Source organism: Streptomyces sp. B21-083 (assembly GCF_036898825.1).
Taxonomy (GTDB): Bacteria; Actinomycetota; Actinomycetes; order Streptomycetales; family Streptomycetaceae; genus Streptomyces.
Map to the genome: position 1 here is coordinate 3,265,440 of NZ_JARUND010000001.1, position 20,872 is coordinate 3,286,311.

The 20,872-nt window shown below is 69.3% G+C and carries 19 protein-coding genes and 2 tRNA genes; 6 read left to right on the forward strand and 15 right to left on the reverse strand.

Going from position 1 to position 20,872, the window contains the following annotated elements; genetic code table 11:
- Positions 1-14: 14 nt before the first annotated feature.
- Positions 15-644 (reverse strand): TetR/AcrR family transcriptional regulator, encoded by a 630-nt coding sequence (locus tag QA861_RS14545; RefSeq protein WP_334588750.1) that lies wholly within the window; start codon positions 642-644, stop codon positions 15-17.
- 225 nt (positions 645-869) lie between these two features.
- Between QA861_RS14545 and hisN the strand changes: the two genes are divergently transcribed.
- Together hisN and QA861_RS14555 are read left to right on the forward strand one after the other, a co-directional pair.
- Positions 870-1,670 carry a histidinol-phosphatase gene (gene hisN, locus QA861_RS14550; protein WP_334588751.1) on the forward strand — a complete coding sequence of 267 codons (801 nt, stop codon included), beginning with the start codon at positions 870-872 and terminating at the stop codon, positions 1,668-1,670.
- A 138-nt stretch (positions 1,671-1,808) separates the two neighbouring features.
- The gene (locus tag QA861_RS14555; protein WP_334588752.1) at positions 1,809-2,213 is read left to right on the forward strand and encodes a CBS domain-containing protein; all 405 of its coding nucleotides are present in this window, start codon (positions 1,809-1,811) and stop codon (positions 2,211-2,213) included.
- A 57-nt stretch (positions 2,214-2,270) separates the two neighbouring features.
- Here the strand turns inward: QA861_RS14555 and QA861_RS14560 are convergent.
- Positions 2,271-2,344: transfer RNA gene (locus QA861_RS14560), tRNA-Met, on the reverse strand.
- 139 nt (positions 2,345-2,483) lie between these two features.
- On the reverse strand, positions 2,484-2,636 hold the full coding sequence (locus QA861_RS14565; protein WP_334588753.1) for a hypothetical protein: 153 nt from the start codon (positions 2,634-2,636) through the stop codon (positions 2,484-2,486).
- Positions 2,637-2,928: 292 nt separating this feature from the next.
- On the opposite strand from QA861_RS14565, the gene QA861_RS14570 reads away from it, so the two are divergent.
- Complete coding sequence (locus tag QA861_RS14570; RefSeq protein ID WP_334588754.1) at positions 2,929-3,726, forward strand: maleylpyruvate isomerase N-terminal domain-containing protein; 798 nt, start codon at positions 2,929-2,931, stop codon at positions 3,724-3,726.
- 290 nt (positions 3,727-4,016) lie between these two features.
- Here the strand turns inward: QA861_RS14570 and QA861_RS14575 are convergent, their stop codons facing one another.
- From QA861_RS14575 to QA861_RS14590, 4 genes are all read right to left on the reverse strand, one after another.
- A complete protein-coding gene (locus tag QA861_RS14575) occupies positions 4,017-4,607 on the reverse strand; it encodes an ATP-binding protein (RefSeq protein WP_334588755.1) in 591 nt (196 codons plus the stop codon).
- A gap of 895 nt (positions 4,608-5,502) precedes the next feature.
- Positions 5,503-7,302, reverse strand: coding sequence for a tetratricopeptide repeat protein (locus QA861_RS14580; RefSeq protein ID WP_334588756.1), 1,800 nt, complete (start codon positions 7,300-7,302; stop codon positions 5,503-5,505).
- A 206-nt stretch (positions 7,303-7,508) separates the two neighbouring features.
- Positions 7,509-7,582, reverse strand: a tRNA-Met gene (locus tag QA861_RS14585).
- Between the two features lie 69 nt (positions 7,583-7,651).
- Complete coding sequence (locus tag QA861_RS14590; protein WP_334590554.1) at positions 7,652-10,588, reverse strand: UPF0182 family membrane protein; 2,937 nt, start codon at positions 10,586-10,588, stop codon at positions 7,652-7,654.
- Between the two features lie 164 nt (positions 10,589-10,752).
- Between QA861_RS14590 and QA861_RS14595 the strand changes: the two genes are divergently transcribed.
- The gene (locus tag QA861_RS14595) at positions 10,753-11,295 is read left to right on the forward strand and encodes a PPA1309 family protein (RefSeq protein ID WP_319092086.1); all 543 of its coding nucleotides are present in this window, start codon (positions 10,753-10,755) and stop codon (positions 11,293-11,295) included.
- Between the two features lie 76 nt (positions 11,296-11,371).
- Here QA861_RS14595 and QA861_RS14600 read toward each other — a convergent pair whose 3' ends face one another.
- The 4 genes from QA861_RS14600 to QA861_RS14615 form a co-directional block, all read right to left on the reverse strand.
- Positions 11,372-12,466, reverse strand: coding sequence for a YlbL family protein (locus tag QA861_RS14600; RefSeq protein ID WP_334588757.1), 1,095 nt, complete (start codon positions 12,464-12,466; stop codon positions 11,372-11,374).
- 58 nt (positions 12,467-12,524) lie between these two features.
- Positions 12,525-12,683: a hypothetical protein gene (locus QA861_RS14605; protein ID WP_334588758.1), complete on the reverse strand. Its 159-nt coding sequence runs from the start codon at positions 12,681-12,683 to the stop codon at positions 12,525-12,527.
- A 162-nt stretch (positions 12,684-12,845) separates the two neighbouring features.
- Positions 12,846-13,304, reverse strand: coding sequence for a molybdenum cofactor biosynthesis protein MoaE (locus QA861_RS14610; RefSeq protein ID WP_334588759.1), 459 nt, complete (start codon positions 13,302-13,304; stop codon positions 12,846-12,848).
- A gap of 78 nt (positions 13,305-13,382) precedes the next feature.
- Positions 13,383-14,495, reverse strand: coding sequence for an SDR family oxidoreductase (locus QA861_RS14615; RefSeq protein ID WP_334588760.1), 1,113 nt, complete (start codon positions 14,493-14,495; stop codon positions 13,383-13,385).
- A 188-nt stretch (positions 14,496-14,683) separates the two neighbouring features.
- Between QA861_RS14615 and QA861_RS14620 the strand changes: the two genes are divergently transcribed.
- Both QA861_RS14620 and QA861_RS14625 read left to right on the forward strand, forming a co-directional pair.
- Positions 14,684-16,102: a zinc-dependent metalloprotease gene (locus QA861_RS14620; protein WP_334588761.1), complete on the forward strand. Its 1,419-nt coding sequence runs from the start codon at positions 14,684-14,686 to the stop codon at positions 16,100-16,102.
- On the forward strand, positions 16,099-16,614 hold the full coding sequence (locus tag QA861_RS14625) for an NUDIX hydrolase (RefSeq protein WP_334588762.1): 516 nt from the start codon (positions 16,099-16,101) through the stop codon (positions 16,612-16,614). Before QA861_RS14620 ends, QA861_RS14625 begins: the two co-directional genes overlap by 4 nt.
- A 73-nt stretch (positions 16,615-16,687) precedes the next feature.
- Here the strand turns inward: QA861_RS14625 and QA861_RS14630 are convergent, their stop codons facing one another.
- The 4 genes from QA861_RS14630 to QA861_RS14645 form a co-directional block, all read right to left on the reverse strand.
- Positions 16,688-17,443: an AIM24 family protein gene (locus QA861_RS14630; protein WP_044473953.1), complete on the reverse strand. Its 756-nt coding sequence runs from the start codon at positions 17,441-17,443 to the stop codon at positions 16,688-16,690.
- Between the two features lie 17 nt (positions 17,444-17,460).
- Entirely contained in the window at positions 17,461-18,141 is a 681-nt protein-coding gene (locus QA861_RS14635) for an AIM24 family protein (RefSeq protein ID WP_044473954.1), read from the reverse strand.
- An 11-nt stretch (positions 18,142-18,152) separates the two neighbouring features.
- Positions 18,153-19,820, reverse strand: a complete 1,668-nt coding sequence (locus tag QA861_RS14640; protein ID WP_334588763.1) for a TerD family protein — start codon at positions 19,818-19,820, stop codon at positions 18,153-18,155.
- 133 nt (positions 19,821-19,953) lie between these two features.
- Positions 19,954-20,556: a M48 metallopeptidase family protein gene (locus QA861_RS14645; protein WP_334588764.1), complete on the reverse strand. Its 603-nt coding sequence runs from the start codon at positions 20,554-20,556 to the stop codon at positions 19,954-19,956.
- Positions 20,557-20,872: the final 316 nt, after the last annotated feature.

Here is a 20,872-nt window from a genome sequence, read left to right on the forward strand (position 1 = left end):
CCGCACCCGCCCCCTCAGTGCCACACAACAACGTCCGAGGGCTGTAACACGCTCCGTACGAGATCGGCGACACCACCCTCCCCCGGGGGCGCGGCGACGCAGGACAGGGCGAGCCTGACGGCCAGTTCGCAGGTACGGGACATCTCGGCGACGTCCGCCTTGGCCGCGCCGACGCCGGACAGCACGGTCACGGCACGGTCCCGGACGAGCGCCACGAAGTCACCGGGCGAGGGCAACGGCCCGTCGGCCCGCCGCTGCGCGGGCACGGCGGCGGCGGACGGCACGGCGGACAGCGTCGGCGAGGGCAGCCGTTCACTCCAGCAGCCGGTCAGCAGGGCCCGCACCAGGACGCTGTCGCGGGCGGCCGACGCGGTCCACTCGGCGGCCGCGGTGAGCCGTTCCCGCGCTCCGGCACCCGGGTCGGCGGGCCCGGTCAGCGCCCGCTCGACGCCCGCGAGGTAGGCGTCGGCCTCTCTGCGGACCAGGGCCCGGGCGAGCCCCTCCTTGCTGCCGAACTCGTTGTACAGCGTCTGCCTGGACACTCCGGCCGCCGCCGCGACGTCGACCATGCGCACCGCGGACCACGGACGGCGCGCGAGCGCCGTGTATGCGGCGTCCAGCAAGGAATCCCGCGCTGCAGGCATGATCCGCCTCCCAGGGTCGAGCGGCTCTGGGCCCAGGTTTGACGCGCACGGAGTCACTGTCAAGGGTTCGCGACAGCACCGGGGGGCGCGTATCGACATTCGCACCCCGCCCCCGAGCCGACAGCTGCCGACAGCGGGGAGCACCGGGAGCACCGGTCAACCGGGGGCAATCGCACCCGCTGCCCCCTGTAGCCCTGCGACAGCCTCGAAAGATACGGTTCGCCTATGCCCGACTATCTCGATGACCTGCGCCTTGCCCACGTCCTCGCGGACGCTGCCGACGCCACGACCATGGGCCGGTTCAAGGCACTCGACCTCAAGGTCGAGACGAAGCCGGACATGACGCCGGTCAGCGAGGCGGACAAATCGACCGAGGAACTGATCCGGGGCCAGTTGCAGCGCGCCCGCCCGCGCGACGCGATCCTCGGCGAGGAGTACGGCGTCGAGGGCACCGGCCCGCGCCGCTGGGTGATCGACCCGATCGACGGCACCAAGAACTACGTCCGCGGGGTGCCCGTCTGGGCCACGCTGATCTCTCTGATGGAGGCGGGCGAGGGCGGCTTCCAGCCGGTGGTCGGCCTGGTCTCCGCGCCCGCTCTGGGCCGCCGCTGGTGGGCGGCGAAGGGCCACGGCGCCTTCACCGGCCGCAGTCTCTCCTCGTCGTCCCGGCTGCGCGTCTCGGACGTCTCGAAGATGACGGACGCGTCGTTCGCGTACTCGTCACTGACCGGCTGGGAGGACCGCGGTGCACTGGGCGGCTTCCTCGACCTGACCCGCGAGGTGTGGCGCACGCGCGCGTACGGCGACTTCTGGCCGTACATGATGGTCGCCGAGGGCTCGATCGACATCTGCGCGGAGCCGGAGCTGTCCCTGTGGGACATGGCGGCCAACGCGATCATCGTCACGGAGGCCGGCGGCACCTTCACCGGCCTCGACGGCCGCCCGGGCCCCCACAGCGGAGACGCGGCGGCATCCAACGGCCACCTTCACGACGAGATGCTGGGATACCTGAACCAGCGCTACTGATCCTTCCCCTGCCCCCTTGTTGACCGTCGCTTTACCTGCCACTCTGAAGTTCCCCCCACTTGTGAACTTGTGAAATCCTGAACAAGACAGTGACCAGGTGTCCAGGGGAGGGAACTCTCTAGGAGGTGGCTCCACCCCATGCTCGTACGCGACGCCATGAGCTCCGTGGTCCTCACCATCGGCCCCGATCACACACTCCGCCAGGCCGCCACTCTGATGGCCGCGCGGCGGGTCGGCGCGGCGGTGGTCCTCGACCCGGACGCCGGCGGAATCGGCATCCTGACCGAACGCGACATCCTCAACTCCGTAGGCCTCGGCCAGAGCCCCGACACGGAACGCACCCACGCCCACACCACCGACGACGTCGTCTTCGCCGCCCCCTCCTGGACCCTGGAGGACGCCGCGCACGCGATGGCCCACGGCGGCTTCCGCCATCTCATCGTCCTGGACGGCGGCGAGCCCGTGGGCATCGTCTCGGTCCGCGACATCATCCGCTGCTGGGCCCCGGTACGCCGCGCCGCGCGGCAGCACGCGACCGCCTGACCGGGGAAAACACCGAGGGCCGAAGTCCTTTGTCGGACTCCGGCCCTCGGCCTCAAGTAGCGGGGACAGGATTTGAACCTGCGACCTCTGGGTTATGAGCCCAGCGAGCTACCGAGCTGCTCCACCCCGCGTCGGTAAACCCGACGTTACGCCAGCCCCACCCACCGAGGCAAATCGCTTACCCGGCCTGGGGGCACAGCGGTACGGCGGTACGGGGGTACAGCCGTGAACGCCAAGCGGTGATCACGAGCTCGATGCAGGTCACGGGGGCTACGGCAGTGCGGTGTTCGGGTGCGGCTGGGCCTGGAGCCGTTCGCGCAGGTCAACCTCCTCGGCCTTGAGCGGCTCCCCGGGCTGGCGGATGCCTACGAGGTTGAGGCGAAGGGGCAGGCCCTTGTCCACCGCGACGGCGAAGGTGAGCATGTCGCCGTCGACGGCCTTCGGCCGTCCTCCGTGGTGCCCGGCTCGGCCGCGTTGCGCGCGAGGCGCTTGAGCTCGTGCACCCAGAACGTCCTGGCGTAGCCGATGCGGACCGGGCGCTCGGCGTGGGGCGCGGGAACCACGGCGAGCGCCGGGCCCTGCTTCCACACGCGGCCAGGATGCCGGTCGGCCAGTGGAGGGGTCTTTCATCGTTACTCCGTGCTGGGGGCGGGCCGCCTGCGGCAGCTGTGAAAATCGCTGTCCGATTGTCGGAAGGCGGTGATAGAGAGTCCGGGTGACAACGACACTTGAGTTCCCCGTGCTGCTGCGCCTGATCGACGAACGGTCGACCGCCTTCCGCGCCGCGGTCGCCTCCGCGCCCAGCCTCGACGTGCAGGTGCCGACCTGCCCCGAGTGGACGCTGTTCGATCTGGCACAGCACATCGGCGAGGGGCGCCGCGACTGGGCCGCCACCGTCGCCGCCGGGCCTGCTCCGGCCAAATCGGCAGCGGAGGGCGCTCCCGCCGCACCTCGGGAGCGCGAGGCGCTGCTGGCCTGGTTGGCGGAGTCCACGGAACGACTGCTGGACGCACTGCGGAAGGCCGGCCCTGATCGCGGTTGCTGGACGTGGTGGGACACGTCGCAGTCGCCGCAGACCTCCGGTGCCGTAGCTCGGCACCAGCTCCAGCAGCTGGCGGTGCACACCTACGACGCCCAGATCACCGTGGGTGCCCCGCAGCCGCTGCCGGCCGAGGTGGCACTCGATGGTGTCGACGAGTTCCTGTCCACCTGCGTCGCAACGACGAGTGCCTGGCCACACGAGCCCGCTGTCGTCGACTTCCACGCCTCCGAGGGGCGCTCCTGGCGCCTCTCGCTCTCCGCCGACGGCGCACGGACCGCCCGTCTCCCCGGGCCCGGCACCATATCGGCCACCGCTGCAGACCAGGATCCGGACGCCGCCAACTTCTCCGCCCGGGGCACGGCCGACGAGCTGGTCCTCATCCTGTACGACCGTATCCCGATCAACTCCCTGAAGCTCGACGGCGACCGACGTATCTTCGACCAGCTCAGCGCCTGGGACCCGGATGAGTAGGACGGGACGATGCGCCCCGGCGAACGCCCCGAGGCACGCCTCCCGTCAACGGATACAGCCACTCTGCGGTGGCCGCGAGGCCGCTGGGCGAGCAGAACGCCACAGCTGCGAAGCGGCTGCCCAAGGGCGGCCCACAAGCTGATCGGCGCGCCTGGTCGGCACTGACGCCGTCAGTTCTCCTCGCCGTCCTCGCCGTCCTCGCTCTTCCGCCTCCAGGCCACCGAGGCCGAGCACTGGGACCGCGGATGGGAAGTCGACCGAGCCGCTCTGCCCGGTCGTAACGCCTGCGGTCACCGACCTGGCCGGCCCCCGCCGTCGCGCTGATCCTCGATGCGGACAGTGAGGTCAGGCCAGTGCTTGGCCCAGCCCGCCAGGTCACCAGCGGTCAGGGACCACTGCGAACGCAGGGCTTTGTCCGGCAGGAAGCGGACGCAGGTTCCCGTGGTGCCGTTGGACTCGATGGGCTCCAGATCGGTCACCGGGATGCCGTGCTCATAGCGCTGGTTCCAGGATCCGTTGAGACGCCGGTTGGTATGAATCAGCCACTCGCTGAGTGCTGCGACGACGGACATGCCGCGACGCGGATGTCCGTCCGGAAGCCTTTCCGCCTCTGGGAGGTCGAAGAACCGGAGGTCCTTCGTGGCCATGACCGGCTTCTTCACCACCCGGCCATGCGCGTCGACCCGAGTGTCGGTGCCCCGTCCGTCATCCTTCACCGACAAGGAGCCGTCGGTATGCAGCGTGATCACGCAGCGTCCACCACCCCGGCTCGCTGCCTCGTCAGCGGCATAAGCAACGACCTCAAGAACAAGGTGTCCCGGCCCGCACGGAGCGAACTGTGCTGGTTCCTGGTGGATTTGAGCGAGATGGTCCGCGTTCACGATGCCAGCCCAATCGTGCGTGGTGTTGACCCAAGAGGCACTTGATCCATCCATCTGAAAAGTATCCGTCGAGGCTCTCGTTCAGGTTGCCGAAACGAACTGCTCAGCAGTGATCGTCAGGGCTGGGCTCAGCCCTCTCGCCGAGCTCTGCGAGGAGGCCACGGATCCGGTCGGCGATGGCGTTGTGCCGTTCGACCTCGCGGGGCCGGCCGCGCTCGACGGCATCCTGAGCGAGTTGCTGCTCACGGGCGAGCCGGGATCGCAGGCGCGGTGCGTACTCACCGGTGGTGAGGAACTTCGAGCATCGGAGGTAGAGATCGCACTCGCAGGGCCCTTCGGCGGGTGCCCGCAGGCAGTAGCGTCGAGGCAGTCATGGGTGAGCCGGGCGATCTCTCCACGGCTGACCCCGCTCCAGCGCAGGACGAACAGGGCAGCCCGTTGAGCCGGTCCGACTCGTCCCTGGGGATGAAGCGGGGCAGCCGCATGGGAAGTGTTGGCAGGTCCGAGCGGCCGAGCAGAGGCCGGGCGGGGACGTCGGTCCATCCCCACTGACTGCTCTCGCGGAAGAATCGCAGCAGCGGGCTGATGTAGCCGTAGCGGGTCCCCACTGACAGTGGTAGCGGAAGGCGTCGCGAGCGTTGCGCACGGATTCGGCCCGGTCGGTGCTCTGGAGGCGTCCGGCCAGCCAGCGATTGACGGGTGCGGCGACCGTGGGCGGGGTGTCGGCCGGGGTGAGTTCTTCGCGCCATAGTTCGCGGCCCTTCGGCACTTCCGCCGCTTGAGGACAAGGCCCGTTCAGGGCCGGCAGCGGAGGTCTGGGGGCGCAGCCCCCAGGAACGGGATGGGACGGGTAAGGGCGGCGGGGGCGAGAAAATCCAGGCGCCCACCCGGAGGCTCACGCGGACAACTCCTCCCGCAACGCATCCCGCAACCGAGCCGCCCGCTCCGCAACCTCCCCCGGCCCCAGCGAAACCGCCAGATCAGCCCACCGCTGCCCCTCCGCCAACTCCCCCCGCCGCGCATACACCAGCGCCAGCCGCAACGCGGCCCGCCCATGCCCCGCCTCAGCCGCCCGAGCCCACCACACCGCGGCCTCCGGCTCGCTCCCCTCCCGGGCCAGCAACAGCCCCAGGTTGAACGCCCCGTTTCGAGACCCTGCCTCAGCGGCGGCCCGATACCACCGAGCCGCCTCCACCACGTCCCCGCGAGCCGACGCCAGCATCCCCACCCGCACCTGCGCCCGCCGATGCCCCTGGGAAGCCGCCCGCTCGTACCACTCCTCACACTCCGTCTTCTCGTGCGCGATCTCGCCCAGCTCATGCGCGGGCGCCTGCGGGCGCCGCGAGTCGAGCACCGAGGCCAGCCGATACGCCGCCTCGGGGCTGCCCCCGCCCGCCGCACACCGCAGATACCGCTCGGCTTCCCGCTCGTCCCCGTCGCGGAGCCGGGCGATGCCGACCTGCAGCGCCGCCTCGGTGTGCCCGGCGCCGGCGGCCCGCTCGTACCAGCGCAGCGCAGCCGCTTCCTCGCCCCGTCCGGCGTGCAGGATCCCCAGGTTGAAGGCCGCGTCCACACTTCCCGCCTCGGCCGCCTTGGAGAACCACGGCTCGGCCCCGGCCGCGTCCCCGCCCTGCAGCAGCAGAATGGCGAGCGCGTTCGCGGCCTCGCGGTGTCCGGCGTACGCGGCCCGCCGGTACCACTGTTCGGCCTGCGCGGTACGCGACTGCTCGGCGCAGAGCAGCCCGAGGTTGTACGCGCCGTTCACATCCCCGGCATCCATGGCCGCTCGGTACCAGCGCTCGGCGGTCTGGGTCTCGCCCCGCTCGGCGTGCAGCGCTCCCAGCGCGTTGGCGGCGTTGCCGTCCCCGTCCTGGGCAGCACGCAGCCACCACACGGCGGCGCTCTCGGAGTCGCCCGCGTCGCGCAGCAGGAATCCGAGCGCGCACGCGGCCCGGGCCTCGCCGTCCTTGGCGGACGTCAGATACCAGCGTCCGGCCTCCTTGAGCTCACCGCGCTTCTCCAGAATGGCCCCGAGATGCAGCGCGGCCCGCTGATGTCCCCGGGCGGCAGCCTGCCGGTACCACTGCTCGGCCTCCCCGGCACCACCGGCGCCCGCACCCTCCTCGGCACCGGCGTCGGCCACGGCCTTGCGGTCGAGCGCGCGGGCCATCCGGTACGCGGCCTCCCGGTGCCCTCGTTCGGCGGCGACGCGCATCCACTGCTCCGTGGCCGCGTCCCCGCGGTGTTCCATCAGATCGGCGAGGGCGTACGCGCCCAGCACGTGCCCCTGCTCGGCGGACTGGCGCAGCCAGTACTCGGCGGCCGGCTCGTCGCCGCGCTCACGGTGGTGACGGCCGAGTGCGTGCGCGGCGGGAGCCGATCCCGCGACGGCGGCGATCCGCCACCAGCCGGCGGCGTCGTCCGCGTACCCGCGCTGGTGGAGGAGAACGCCAAGGTTGTTGGCCGCGGCACGGTCACCGGCGGCGGTGGCGGCACGCAGCTGAGGCTCGGCTCCGTCGAGATCACCGCGGCGCAGCAGCATGGCTCCGAGGACACTCATCGCCTCGACGTCGCCGGCCTCGGCGGCGAGCCGTTGGCGTGCCTCTTCTACCGCCTCGCCGGTTTCGTCCCGGTCGGAAGGCTGCACAAATCGCCCTGTCTCCAACAGAGTTGCCTTGTCCCCCATAACGTCCATCGTCGCACCACCTGCAACCTGGGTACACCTGGTATACCGCAGCCAGTGAGGTCAATTCAGCGTTTTGTCGACATGCCCACAGAGAGACAAGTCAAACACAGTTCCCCTCAAGTGCCCCTGGAAGGCGCGACCTTAACCTGGTCGGCACATGCGTTCGCACACCACGAAGGCCCGGATCCTTTAAGGATCCGGGCCTTCGCGATCAGTAGCGGGGACAGGATTTGAACCTGCGACCTCTGGGTTATGAGCCCAGCGAGCTACCGAGCTGCTCCACCCCGCGCCGTTGTGTTCTAACCGTACCACGGTGCGGGAGGAGCGGAGGCCGCAGCCTCAGCAGGGCCGACCAGCACTAACCGCTGCTGGGACTGCTACTGGGACTGCTACTTGGGCTGCCGCTGGGACTGGGGCTCGTCTTACCGGCCTTGTCGGCCGCGGACTGCGCCTCCTCGGCCCGCTTGAGGGCGTCCTCAAGGTTTGCCTGCGCCTTGCCGTACGCCTCCCAGTCGCCCTTCTGGAGGGCCGTCTGCCCATCGGCGAAGGCCTTCTGTGCGTCGGTGAGCGCCTGTTGGACCGTCGGGTTGTCGGACGTCGGCGGCGGTGTCGTCGTACCGTCGCCCTCGTCCGGTGGCGCGGTGGTCGTGCCCTCCGCCCCGAAGACCTTGTTGAGCGCGGCGTCGAGTGTGTCCTCGAAGGCGGTCTGGCCGCCGTAGGTCACCAACACCTTGCGCAACAGCGGGTACTTGAGTCCGCTGCCGCGTACGTAGACGGGTTCCACGTAGAGCAGCCCGCCGTCGAGAGGCACTGTCAGCAGGTTGCCGTACTCGATCTCCGAGTCCCCGCCTCTCAGCAGCCTGATGGACTCGGCGATGTCCTGTTCGGAGTTGAACTGGCTCTGGACCTGTTTGGGTCCGTCGACGGTTCTGCTCGTCGGCAGTTTCAGGATTCTGATCCTGCCGTAATCGCTCGTGCCCGCCTCGGCGTTGACCGACATGAAGGCGCTCAGGTTGTCCCGGCCGTTCGGCGTGAACGTCGTCGTCAGGGAGAACGCCTGGGCCTGCTGGTCGGGCATCTTCATGCTCAGGTAGTACGGCGGCACCGCGTCGCCCGACTTGTTGCTCGGGTCGTCCGGCACCTGCCACACCTCGGAGCCGCTGAGGAACGTCGAGGCACTCGCCACGTGGTAGCGGGTGAGCAGCTCGCGCTGAACCTTGAACAGGTCCTGCGGATACCGGAGATGGGCCATCAGCGAGGCCGAGATGTCGCTCTTCGGTTCGACCGTGTTCGGGAACGCCTTCATCCAGGTCTTCAGGACCGGGTCCTTGGTGTCCCACTGGTAGAGCTTGACCTCGCCGGTGTACGCGTCGACGGTCGCCTTCACCGAGTTGCGGATGTAGTTGACCTGGTTCTGCTGGGCCACCACCGCACGCTGGTTGTTGTTGGCGGTGAGCGAGTCGGCCGTCGTGTCACCCAGGGTGGTGCGGGAGGCGTACGGATAGCCGTTCGTCGTCGTGTACGCGTCGACGATCCACTGGATCTCACCGTCGACGACGGCCGGGTAGGCGTCGCCGTCGATGGTCAGCCAGGGCGCGACCGCCTCGACCCGCTCCTTGGGTGTGCGGTTGTACAGAATCCGCGAACCCTCGCCGATGGCACCGGAGTAGAGGATCTGCGGCTCGCTGAACGCGACGGCGTACGCTGCGCGGTTTATCGGGCTGGAGAGGCTGACACCGCTCTTCGCCTTGTAGCTGGTGGTCTTCTCACCGGCGTCGTCGGAGTAGTCGATCTCCTTCTGGGGACCGCCGACGATCGAGTACTGGCTGGTCTTCTCGCCGTAGTAGATCCGCTGCTGGTACGTCCCGAGGTCACCCGTGGACGGCAGGTCGGACTCGGTGAAGACCGGGCGTCCCTCGGCGTCCGCCGTGGTGCCCTTGGCCGCGACCACACCGAATCCGTGCGTGTAACGGAAGTGGTCGTTGATCCAGTTGTTCTTCGGAATGCCGTTGAGGTTCAGCTCGCGCAGACCGATGACCGTGTCCTGGTCCTTGCCGTCCTTGCTGTACCGGTCGACATCCAGGTTGGTCGGGAACGCGTAGTAGTTACGCATCTGCTGGAGCTGCTGGAACGTCGGCGACACGATGTTCGGGTCCATGATGCGGATGCTCGCCGTGGCGTCCACGTCGTCCCGCAGCTTGGTCTTGTCCTCCGTGTCACTGCGGCCGGCGTACTCGCTGACCTTGGCGCCGTCGATGCCGTACGCCTCGCGCGTCGCCTTCAGGTTCTTCTCGACGTACGGGGCTTCCTTCGCCTGCTCGTTCGGCTGGACCTGGAACTTCTGCACGATCGCCGGGTACAGCCCGCCGATGAGGATGGCCGAGAGGACCATCAGTCCGAAGCCGATGACGGGCAACTGCCAGGTGCGCCGCCACAGGGTCGCGAAGAACAGCAGCGAGCAGATGATGGCGATGCAGAACAGGATCGTCTTGGCCGGCAGGTAGGCGTTGGCGTCGACGTACCGCAGACCCGTCCAGTTGCCGGTCGCCTTGAAGTCGCTCGACTTCACCGCGAGGCCGTACCGGTCGAGCCAGTACGCGACCGCCTTGAGGGCGACGAAGATACCCAGCAGCACGGACAGATGCCCGGTCGCCGCGGCCGTGGCACGGGCACCCGGGCTGGTGACGCGCAGCCCGCCGTACAGATAGTGGGTGAGGGCGGCGGCGATCAGGGAGAGGATCGTGGCCGCGAAGCCGAAGCCCATCAGGAAGCGGTACCAGGGCAGGTCGAAGGCGTAGAAGGACACGTCCAGACCGAACTGGGGGTCCTTCTGTCCGAAGGACACCCCGTTGACCCACATCAGCCAGGTCCGCCACTGCCCGGACGCCGACGCGCCCGCGATGAGACCGACCAGGGCGGTGATACCGAGCAACAGCCACTTCTTGTAAGGGGCGATGCCCATGCGGTACCGGTCAAGGCTCTGCTGCTCCATCGACATGGCACTCAGCGGCGGGCGCAGCCGGTGCGCCAGCCAGATGTTCACCCCCACCGCTGTGGCCATCAGCAGACCGAAGACGAGGAAAAGACCGATCTTGGTCCACAGCGTGGTCGTGAAGACAGATGAGTAGTCGACCGAGCGGTACCAGAGCCACTCCGTCCAGAAGCCCGCGAACATGATGAACGCCATGCCGAGTACGGCAAGGACACCCAGTGTCATGAGCAGGGTCCGGACGCGCCGGGACGGGCGGCCCACTCTGATCCGTGGCCCCTGCGGGCCTCCGCCGCGGTCCGGCATCTGGAAAGCCAAGGTTGGCACCTCAAAAGTCGCTGTCGGTCCGTCAGGCCCCCGTGATCGCGGACCATCCGTCAGGCCCGTGATCGTAGGGGCCTCACCTATGCAACTTACTCACGCTTTACTCGGTTCCCGTTTCGGGCCATGAACGAGGCAGGATTGTGACCATGTCCAACACTCCCATGGCGGCGAACCCGCTCACCCGGGCCGTACTCGAGATCGACGAGTACGCCTCCGGCCTCGGCTGGGACCAGCCGGCTCGTCTCTTCGCCCTCGTAGACACCGCCCGTTTGCGGGTCCAGGAACCCGCTCTCGCCGCCCAGCTCGGCCTGGCCGACGAGCAGGCGACCACTGGTCTCACCCCGATCGAACAGGACGAGATCCCGGCGGGCAAGCCGCTGGACGAGTTCCTCGCCACCATCGCCTGGCCGGACTCGGTGGTCGGTTGCGCCCTCACCGTCGAGCGCCTGATGCTCCCGCCGTCCGCGGAGGCGGCGGTCCCGCAGGGGCTGAGCGACAAGAAGCTGGCGGCCTGGGTCGCCGCGCACCCCGACCGTCAGGAGGTCCGGATGACGGTCGCGGTCCTGCGCGACGGCACACGTGACTCGGCGGTGCGCCTGCGCGAGAAGGACGCGGCGACGGAGGTGCTCACGGGCTCGGGCCTGGTGCCGGGCCTGGCGGAGGCACTGTCGGCGACGTTCGCGGACTGACGGAGGAACGAGTGAGCGGGTGCGCGGTCCACAGGACCGCGCACCCGCTCACTCGGTGCCGCTTACTCCATGCCGCTTACTTGGTGCTGCACTTCGGCAGATCACCGGTGTCGCCGGAGCGGATGTCCTTGAGCGCGTTCAACGCGTCGCCGATGGTGCCCACCTTGACGAGCGTCAGCCCGTCGGGGGTGTCCGAGGCGGCGGCCGCGCAGTTGTCGGCCGGCGTCAGGAAGTACTGAGCCCCCTTGTCCCGGGCGCCGACGGTCTTCATCTCGATCCCGCCGATGGGGCCGACCACGCCGTCGTCGTCGATGGTGCCGGTGCCGGCCACGAACTTGCCGCCGGTGAGGCTTCCGGGCGTCAGCTTGTCGTAGATGCCGAGGGCGAACATGAGCCCCGCGCTGGGCCCTCCGACATCGGCGAGCTTGATGTCGATGGTGAACGGGAAGGTGTGGTCGGTCCCGGCGGAGATCCCGACGATGGCCCGCTCGGCATTCTCGTCGTCCGACCTGGTGGTCGTGATGGTGATGTCCCGCGCCTTGGTGGCCGCCCGGTTCGCCTTCTCGGCGGCGGCCTGCTCCGCGGCGGGCACGATGGTGAAGACGACCTTCTCACCGGCCTTGTGCTTGGTCACCAGCTTGGCGACGTCGGTGGGCACCTTGACCGCCGTACCGTCGACGGCCTTGATGACATCACCGGCGTGCAGCACGCCCTCTGAGGGGGACCCCTTCACGACAGTGGCGACGATCACCCAGGACTGCACCGGAACACCGAGTTTGTCCAGCGCCGCGACCTTGGCGCTCTCCTGGGACTGGCTGAACTCCTCCGCGTTCTCCTGGGTCGACTGCTCCTCGGTCTTGCCGTCCGGGTAGAGCGTGTCGTGCGGCACGACCTTGTTGTCGTGCGAGAGCCACCCGTACACCGCCTCGACAAGGTTCATCTTGTAGTCGGCGCTGGTGACCCGAACGGTGGTCATGTTCAGGTGACCGGTGGTCGCGTAGGTCTTACGCCCGGAGATCTGCAGCACCGGCTCGCCACCGTGGTCCCCGAGAGTGTTCACGGTCGGCCCCGGCGACAGCTCCGAATACGGCACGGTGATGAACACTCCGGCGCACAGGAGCGCGATCAGCATCAGGGTGGAGGCGAGCATCGTCGCGGTGCGGCGTGGCATGGCACGACAGTACGGGACGGTCCTGTCGGCACACCGTCAGGGCCGCCCGTACGGTGTCTCAGGTACGGGACTTCTCCATGGCCTCGCGGAACCGCTCGTAGCCGTCGAGCTCGGGCCCGTCACCGCGCGTTCTGCGCGTCCGGTTGGCCCAACTGCCCCACAGACCGGCGCCGACCGCAGCCACCAGCGGAATCAGCAACCAGGCGAGTGCCGCCATGCCGACCTCCCAACCCCAAAGAGCCACCGCAACTGACTGATCAGCAGATTAACCTCCGCCGTGTCAACGCTCACGCGCGGGGGCCGGTTACGCAACCGGAGAGGCATCAACAGGCGCCAACCCGCCCTCCCGTCGCCCGACCACCACCCCTCAACGACGGCGCTACGCGCCGACCCATTCTTCGGTCCCGTCGGAGAACGTCTGGTGCTTCCAGATGGGCACCTCGTGCTTGAGGTCGTCGATCAACTTCCGGCAGGCCTCGAAGGCCTCCCCCCGGTGCGGGCAGGACACGGCGACGACGACGGCGAGGTCACCCACGGCCAGGTCCCCGATCCGATGCACAGCGGCGAGCGCCCGCACCGGAAACTCTGCGACGACCTTCTCGGCGACACGCCGCATCTCGGCCTCGGCGCTGGGGTGACACGAATAGCCGAGCGCGTCGACATCGGCGCCCCCGTCGTGGTTCCGCACGGTCCCCACGAACAGGGCGGTCCCCCCGGCGGAGTCGTCCCCGACAGCCCGGAAAACCTCGTCCAGGGAGAGGGCCGTCTCCCGGACGGCAACCAGCTTGATGGGCTCCAGAGCCGCCTGCTCACCGGGATGATCACTGAGGGGTGCCATATCCCCATCGTGCCACGCCCGGCGCCTCCAGCCCGTAGGGGCGACGGGGGTGAAACGGCCCCACCCCGCCCCCGCTCCTCAGATCCGCCGCCGAGCCTTCCGAGCCCGTCGCACCAAGGCGGCCGTACCCAACAGAGCCACCGTCGCCCCCGCTGCCCCCGCCGCGGTGGCGTCCTTGCGCCCGAGCCGCCGACCCACCACCGTGTGCCGCCCGGCAACCTCCTCCAGCAGCTCCGCGAGCACCTCCTCGTTGCTCCACTGAGGCCGCCATCCGGCATCGTGCAGCCGGCTCCCGCTCACCACCCAGGGATACATCGTGTACGCCAGATCCCCGGCCGGAGAGGGCGTCAGCCCGATCCTGTGCAGCCTGGCCGCCGCGCCCAGAGCGACAGCGGACGGCAGCTCCATACGGCGGATCCCGCTGAGCTCCTCGACCTCCTCCTGCTCCAGCCATCCGTCGCAGCCGACGGCCAGCTCCCCGTCGACCTTCTCCAGCACCGCGTACTCGAGGGCGCTGCACAGATCCTCGACGTGACAGAACTGCCAGGCGGGCCGTGACCCGGCTACGACAAGCAGCCGGGGTGACTCGAAGTACCTGGTCAGAGCGGTGTCCGTGCCTCCGATCAGTACCGCGGGCCGTACCACCGTCACATTGAGCCCGGGATGCGCCCGCGGTGCGCGCCGAGCGAGCCGCTCGATCTCCAGCAGGTCCCCGACCCCGGTCGCCTCGGCCGTCGCACGCAGCTCGGCGTCCTCCGCCAGCGGCAGTTCGTTGTCCGGCAGCGCCCCGTAGACCATCGCTGACGTACAGAGCACGACGCGGTGCACCCCGGCCGCGGCGGCGGCCGTGAGCACGGTCTGCGTCCCTCGTACGTTGTAGGCCGTACGGGCCGCGCCGTCCGTCTCCAGGTTCAGATCGAGGGCCAGGTGCACCACGACGTCGGCGCCCCGCAGCTTCTCCGCGATGGCGGGATCCCGCACATCGAGGATGTGCCACTGCGCGGCCGCGCACTCGCCGCGGCGCTCGTCGATGGCGACGACCTGCTTGATCTCCTCGGACGCGGCGAGCCGCTCGGTGAGCAGCGCTCCGATGCCCGTCGCGGCGCCGGTGACCGCGACGACGGGCCCGCGTAGGGCCGGGTTGGTTGAGTGGTTTCGCGCTGCGCGAACCTGCGGATCTGGGGAACTCACCGGCGTCTCCAGCGGTTGTCTTCAGTAAGGACGCGCGTGACGCGTACGTACCAGGTGACATCCATCCTGCCGCAGCCCAGGAGTCGGCGAAGCACCGAGCCCCCAACCGGCTGCGGTGTCTAGGCTGGGGGATGTTGTCGGGCAGCCGCCGTCGAAAGAGCCGACGGCCTTACCAGCCGAGGAATCCCGTGAGTGACACCCCATTCGGATTCGGCCTTCCGCCGGAGGAGCCGGAGAACGGCGACGAGGGCAAGCAGGAGGATCAGCAGGGCGGTGGTGGTCAGGGACCGTTCGGTTTCGGACTCCCCGGCTTCGGTGGTCCCGGAGGCGACAATCCACTCGCAGCCATGTTCGGTTCCATGAACCCCAACGACCTGGGCGCCGCGTTCCAGCAACTGGGCCAGATGCTCTCGTACGAGGGCGGTCCGGTGAACTGGGACATGGCCAAGCAGATCGCCCGCCAGACGGTCTCCCAGGGGACGTCCGACGGCGTCAAGGACTCCAGCATCGGTCCCTCCGAGCGCACCGCGGTCGAGGAGGCCGTCCGGCTGGCGGACCTGTGGCTGGACGACGCGACTTCGCTGCCGTCCGGCGCCGGTTCCGCCGTGGCGTGGAGCCGCGCGGAGTGGGTCGAGGCGACCCTGCCCGCCTGGAAGGAGCTGGTCGACCCGGTCGCCGAGCGCGTCGGCGCGGCCATGGGCGATGTCCTGCCCGAGGAGATGCAGGCCATGGCGGGCCCGCTGATCGGCATGATGCGCTCCATGGGCGGCGCCATGTTCGGTACGCAGATCGGGCAGGCCGTCGGGGTGCTCGCGGGTGAGGTCGTCGGCTCGACGGACATCGGTCTGCCGCTGGGGCCGACGGGCCGGGCCGCGCTGCTGCCGGCGAACATCGAGGCGTTCGGCAAGGACCTGAGTGTCCCGCAGGAGGAGGTGCGGCTGTATCTCGCCCTGCGCGAGGCCGCCCACCAGCGCCTGTTCGCCCACGTGCCGTGGCTGCGCTCGCACCTGTTCGGCGCGGTCGACGGGTACGCGCGCGGGATCAAGGTCGACACGGCCAAGCTGGAGGACGTGGTCGGCCAGTTCGACCCGCAGAACCCGGAGCAGTTGCAGGACGCGCTGCAGCAGGGCATGTTCCAGCCGGAGGACACCCCGGAACAGAAGGTCGCCCTGGCCCGTCTGGAGACGGCGCTGGCCCTGGTGGAGGGCTGGGTGGACGCGGTGGTCCACGCGGCGGCGAAGCCCCGGCTGACGTCCGCGGACGCGCTGCGCGAGACGTTGCGCCGCCGGCGCGCCTCGGGCGGCCCCGCCGAGCAGACCTTCGCCACCCTGATCGGTCTGGAGCTGCGCCCGCGCCGACTGCGCGACGCCTCGCGACTGTGGGCGTCGCTGACAGACGCGCGCGGTGTCGACGGCCGGGACGGCCTGTGGGCCCACCCGGACATGTTGCCGACGGCGTCCGACCTGGACGATCCGGACGGCTTCGTGCACCGTGAACAGCTCGACTTCTCCGAGCTGGACAAGATGCTCGGCGAGGCTGCGGGCGGCTCCGCCGAGAAGCCGAACCTGGAGAAGCCGAACCTGAAGAAGGACGACGACTCCGAGTGACTCTCCACGGCAACGCGGTCCTGGTACTGGAGAAGTACGAGGATCAGCAGGATCTCCGTCAGGTCTACCTGGACCATCTGGACGCCCGTCCTGACGGGATGTGGAAGGCCTGCGAGGTCGGACACATCACAGCCAGCGCTCTGGTGATCGACCCGGAGCGTGAGCGGGTCCTGCTCACGCTCCACAAGAAGCTGCGGATGTGGCTCCAGATGGGCGGCCACTGCGAACAGAGCGACAACACGCTTGCCGGTGCCGCGCTCCGCGAGGCCACGGAGGAGTCCGGCATCCCGTCGCTGCGTCTGTTGCAGAGCACTCCGGTCCGTCTGGACCGGCACCACACGCCCTGTGCCTGGCACCTGGACGTGCAGTACGCCGCCGTGGCCCCGCGGGGAGCCGTGGAGGCGATCAGTGACGAGTCCCTGGACCTGCGCTGGTTCGCCTACGCCGAGGTGGCGGACGTAGCGGACGACTCGGTCGTACGCCTGCTCGAAGCAACCCGCGCCCGGCTGTGAACGGGTAAGGCCAGTCCGTGAACGCGTAAGGGGCGACCGCCCATGGTGGTCGCCCCTTACCGGTCCGGTGCTGCTAGCTCCAGACGTTGCCCTGGTTCTGCGCCCGGGCCCCGTGCTGTCCCATGCCGAACTGGGCCGCGGCGCCCTGGCCGATCTGGGCGTTCTGCGGCGGCAGCAACTCGCTGGGCTGGACCAGCGCGAAGCCGCTGCCCATGAAGCTGAGCTCCCAGCCCTCGCCGGTGTTGCCGCGGCGCCGCCACACACCGGAGGTGTGTGTCTGGGCCTGCATCTGCACACGCAGGCCGGTCGACCAGGCGACGATCGCGTCGGCGTCGCAGTTGACGTACTTGTCCGGAGTCACCTGCATCATCAGCGGCGCGCCCGAGGTCATCAGGGCGACCCTGCCGCGGCCGGTGATGTTGAGCTGGTACTTCCCGGAACCGGAGATGCCGTAGAGGCTGTCCACGGCGATGACCTCGTGGTGCAGCCCTGAATCCATCGCCAGCACGTAACTGCTGTCGACGGTCAGCCCGTCCTGTTCCACGTCCACGAAGTGGATGTGCTGGGCGAGGTTGGCGAGATAGACCGTGCCCTGCCCGTGGCAGCGCATCAGGTCCAGGCCCTCGCCCGTGTGCGCGCGTGAGCGGCCCTGGTTGCTGCTCTGGTACTCGGCGTCGAACTCCATCAGACCCTGGTAGGCGACCATCGTGCCCTTGCGGGCGAGGATGTCGTCGTGGCCCTCCAGGGTGATCCGGAGCATCTGCTTGTTCTGCAGACTCCAGCGTTCCTGGGTCTGCGAGTCGTTGTGCGCGAAAAGTGGGCTCTGCATGGCGTTCTGGCTTCCCCTCAGCCCCGGAACCGGAGGCGGTCGGTGCTGTCCTCGCTGGGCTGGACGACGACGATGCCCTGGCCGGAGAAGGCCATCTGGAAGGCCTCGCCACTGCCGCGGCCGATGAGTGACTGCGCCTTGAAGCTGCGCTTGCCCTTCACCTTGAGGTTCGGTGACCAGGCGACGAGCGCGTCCGGGTCGACGTACGTCTCGTCCTCGCCGCCGCCGCAGTCGACGACGATCGGCTTGCCCCGGGAGGTCAGCGCGACCCAGCCCTGCCCGGAGATCTTGGTGTTCCACAGGCCCTGCCCGGCGAACTTCGCCAGCCCCTTGACCCGCTCGACGCCCCAGGTGAGGTGTGCGTCGAAGGCGAGCAGGTTGGTGGCGTTGACGGAGATGCCATCGCCGTTGAGGTTGATCACGATCACGTTCGCGCCGTAGTCCGCGAGATAGAGCAGACCGTCCCCCGAACACTTCATCAGGGGCGCGCCCTCGCCGGTCATCCAGTCCTTGGCGATCTGGCGCACGGCCGGCGGGTTGGGCTCGTACTGGACGAAGCCTTCGTAGGCGACCATCGACCCCACGCGCGCGAGGAGGTCGTTTCCGGTCTGCATGGCGACCTTCAGCATGTGGTTGCCGTGGTTTTCCATGCGGGCGGTGACGGGTGCGGGAGCGTAGCCCGCGAGCGGCTGGTTCATGGCGGGCTCCCTCAGATCTCGTACGGCTGGACGACGATGAAGTTGCCGGGCGCGCCTCGGAACTGGAGGTTGACACCCTCTCCGGTGTCGCCGGGATAGGCGTTGCGACGCATCCGAACCTGGCTGGAGACGACCACCTGGGAGGCGGCCGACCAGGCGACCACGGCGTTGCAGTCGGCGAACGTGGTGGGCGTGACCGGCAGAACGACGGGGACGCCGTGCGTCTTCACGACGATGGTGCCGGTACCCGTGAACTGCATGGTGAACAGCGCACCACCGGGGATGCCGTGTCCCTCGACGCGACGGACCTCGTACTGCAGGCTCTCGTCGAACGCGAGGACGTTCTCGGCGGACACGCAGATACCGTCCCCCTGGAGCTCGATGGGGTGCAGCATCGTGGCGTTGTCGGCGAGGAACACCTGGCCCTGGCCGGTACAGCGCATCAGCTGCATCTCCTGACCGGTCGCGTTGCCCACGACCCGGCCGGCGAATCCGGCGCCCTTGTAGCTGAAGTCGACCTTGCCCTGGTAGAGCACCATGCTGCCCTGTCGGGCCAGCACGGGCTGACCGCCCATACCCAGGTCGACGCGGATCAGCTTCTTGTTCTGCTGTGTCCAGCGCTGCCCGGTCGGCGTCTCCTTGAACTGCTGGAGCGCGGCCGTCACACCGGCACCCTGCCCACCGCCCTGGGGTGCACCCTGCGGCACCCCGTAGGGGGCCTGCTGGCCGGGGACCTGCCCGAACGGGGGCTGCTGCCCGTATCCCGGGGGCGGGGTCGGCTGCCCGTATCCGGGCGGGCCGGGCGGGGCCTGGGGCGCCTGCGGCTGACCGTAGCCGGGCGGCAGCGACCCTGGCTGGCCAGGTACCTGTCCGTACGGAGCCTGCGGGGCCGCCGGTTGTCCATAGGGCGCGGGCGCCGGAGCCGGAGGCGGTACCTGGGCACCGCCGGGCGGTGTCAGGGGCGCGACGATGGTGGGGGCCGCGTGCATCGACGGCGCGGGCGCCGGAGCCGGCGGCGCGGGGGCTCCGGGCGGAGGCGCGAAACCCTGAGCGGCGGGCTGCGGAGCGGCCGGCGCCGGAGCGCCGAACGCGGGCGGCGCGAAGCCGGGAGCGGCACCGGTCTGGGGCTGCTGCGCGGCGGGCTCCTCCTCCTCGGCGACCTCTCCGCCGAAGTTCTTCAGCAGCGCGTCGAGGCCACCGTCGAAGCCCTGTCCGACGGCGGCGAACCGCCACACGTCCTTCAGATAGAAGTCGCCCAGCATCACGGCTCGCTCCGTGGAGAACTCCGAACCGTTGAAGGAGTAGCGGGCCACCTCCTCGCCGCCGGCGACGACGCGGATGTACCCGGGGGCGATCTGCGACATCTGCCCCGCGCCGTCGAGTGTTGCTGTGAACGACAGTTTCTGGATCTGCGGCGGGATCCGGTCGAGCGTGACGCGGAAGGACTCCGTGTCGCCCGCCTGAGCGCCCAGGATCTGGATGGACTCCTCGGGGGACTTCGGCTGGTTGAAGAAGATGAAGTACCGGTCGTCCGAGAGCCGCTCGTCGGCGTCGAGGCCGAAGCAGCTGATGTCGAAGGTGAGCCCCGGTCCGGAGATCTGTACGCCTACGTACAGATCCGTACCCGCCGTGAGATCACTGATCCTGGCCTTGTGACCGCGTTGGAATTCCCTGGCCATGCGTAACGACCGTCCCCCATCCCGAATGCCTGATGCGTCGGGTCAGGCTAACGGCTAATTCCGGACGTGGTCAGAGCCGGTACAAACCCGGTACACAACGCTGCGCGACCGCCGCATGCCTGCCGCCCGGAGGTCAGTCCCCGCGCGCGGGGGGCGATTGCGGCTGCCGGTCGGCGGCGACGACTCCTTCGAGGTAGCCGCGGGCCCGTTCGGTCCGTGGATACGCGTCCAGGAGCCGCCAGAAACGGGGCCCGTGCCCGGGCACCAGCAGATGCGCCAGCTCATGGAGGAGGACGTAGTCGACGACGTACTCGGGCATGCCCTGCAACCGGTGCGAGAGGCGGATGCTGGCCTCCGCCGGGGTGCACGAGCCCCAGCGGGTGTTCTGGTTGGTGACCCAGCGCACGGAGGCGGGCCGGGCGCGGCCGTCGAAGTACTGGGCCGACAGCCGCTCGGCGTGCTCGGCCAGCTCGCTGTCGCCGGGCACCCGTTTCGTCTTGCTCTCCTGGGCGGCCAGTTTGTCGAGCATGACGGTCACCCAGCGCTGCTCCTCGGCCTCGGACATCCGGGCGGGGATGAGCACGACGGTGCGATCGCCCTCGCGGTAGGCGGAGACTGTCCGGCGTCGCCGGTCACTCCTGCGAACCTCGATCGCGCTCGCCCCCGAGCCGCTCGGCGGCTGGCTCGTCGTGCTGCGCTGTGGGTTTTTGGCGCGGTGCAGTGGGTCGGCGGGCACGGCACGACGTTACCCGCTGTGCATGGAGGAAGTCTTGACTCCGGCGCGGTTCGGCGGCGATCCCCACCATGCGTTTGATTTGTACGACGAATACCCACCGCCTGTGGACAACTTTCGACGCCCGATGAGCAAACCGGTCATGCTGACACCCGTCGGCGGAACGAGCACTGACATCCACCGACAAACAAGGACTTACAACGGGAATTTTCTCTGGCTACGGGGGCCTGCCATGCGATCAACCACCACACCCGCGCCCGCATCGGACACAGCGGTCGCTCCGCCGACGACAACCCACTCGGGTGAGGCCCACCCGGGT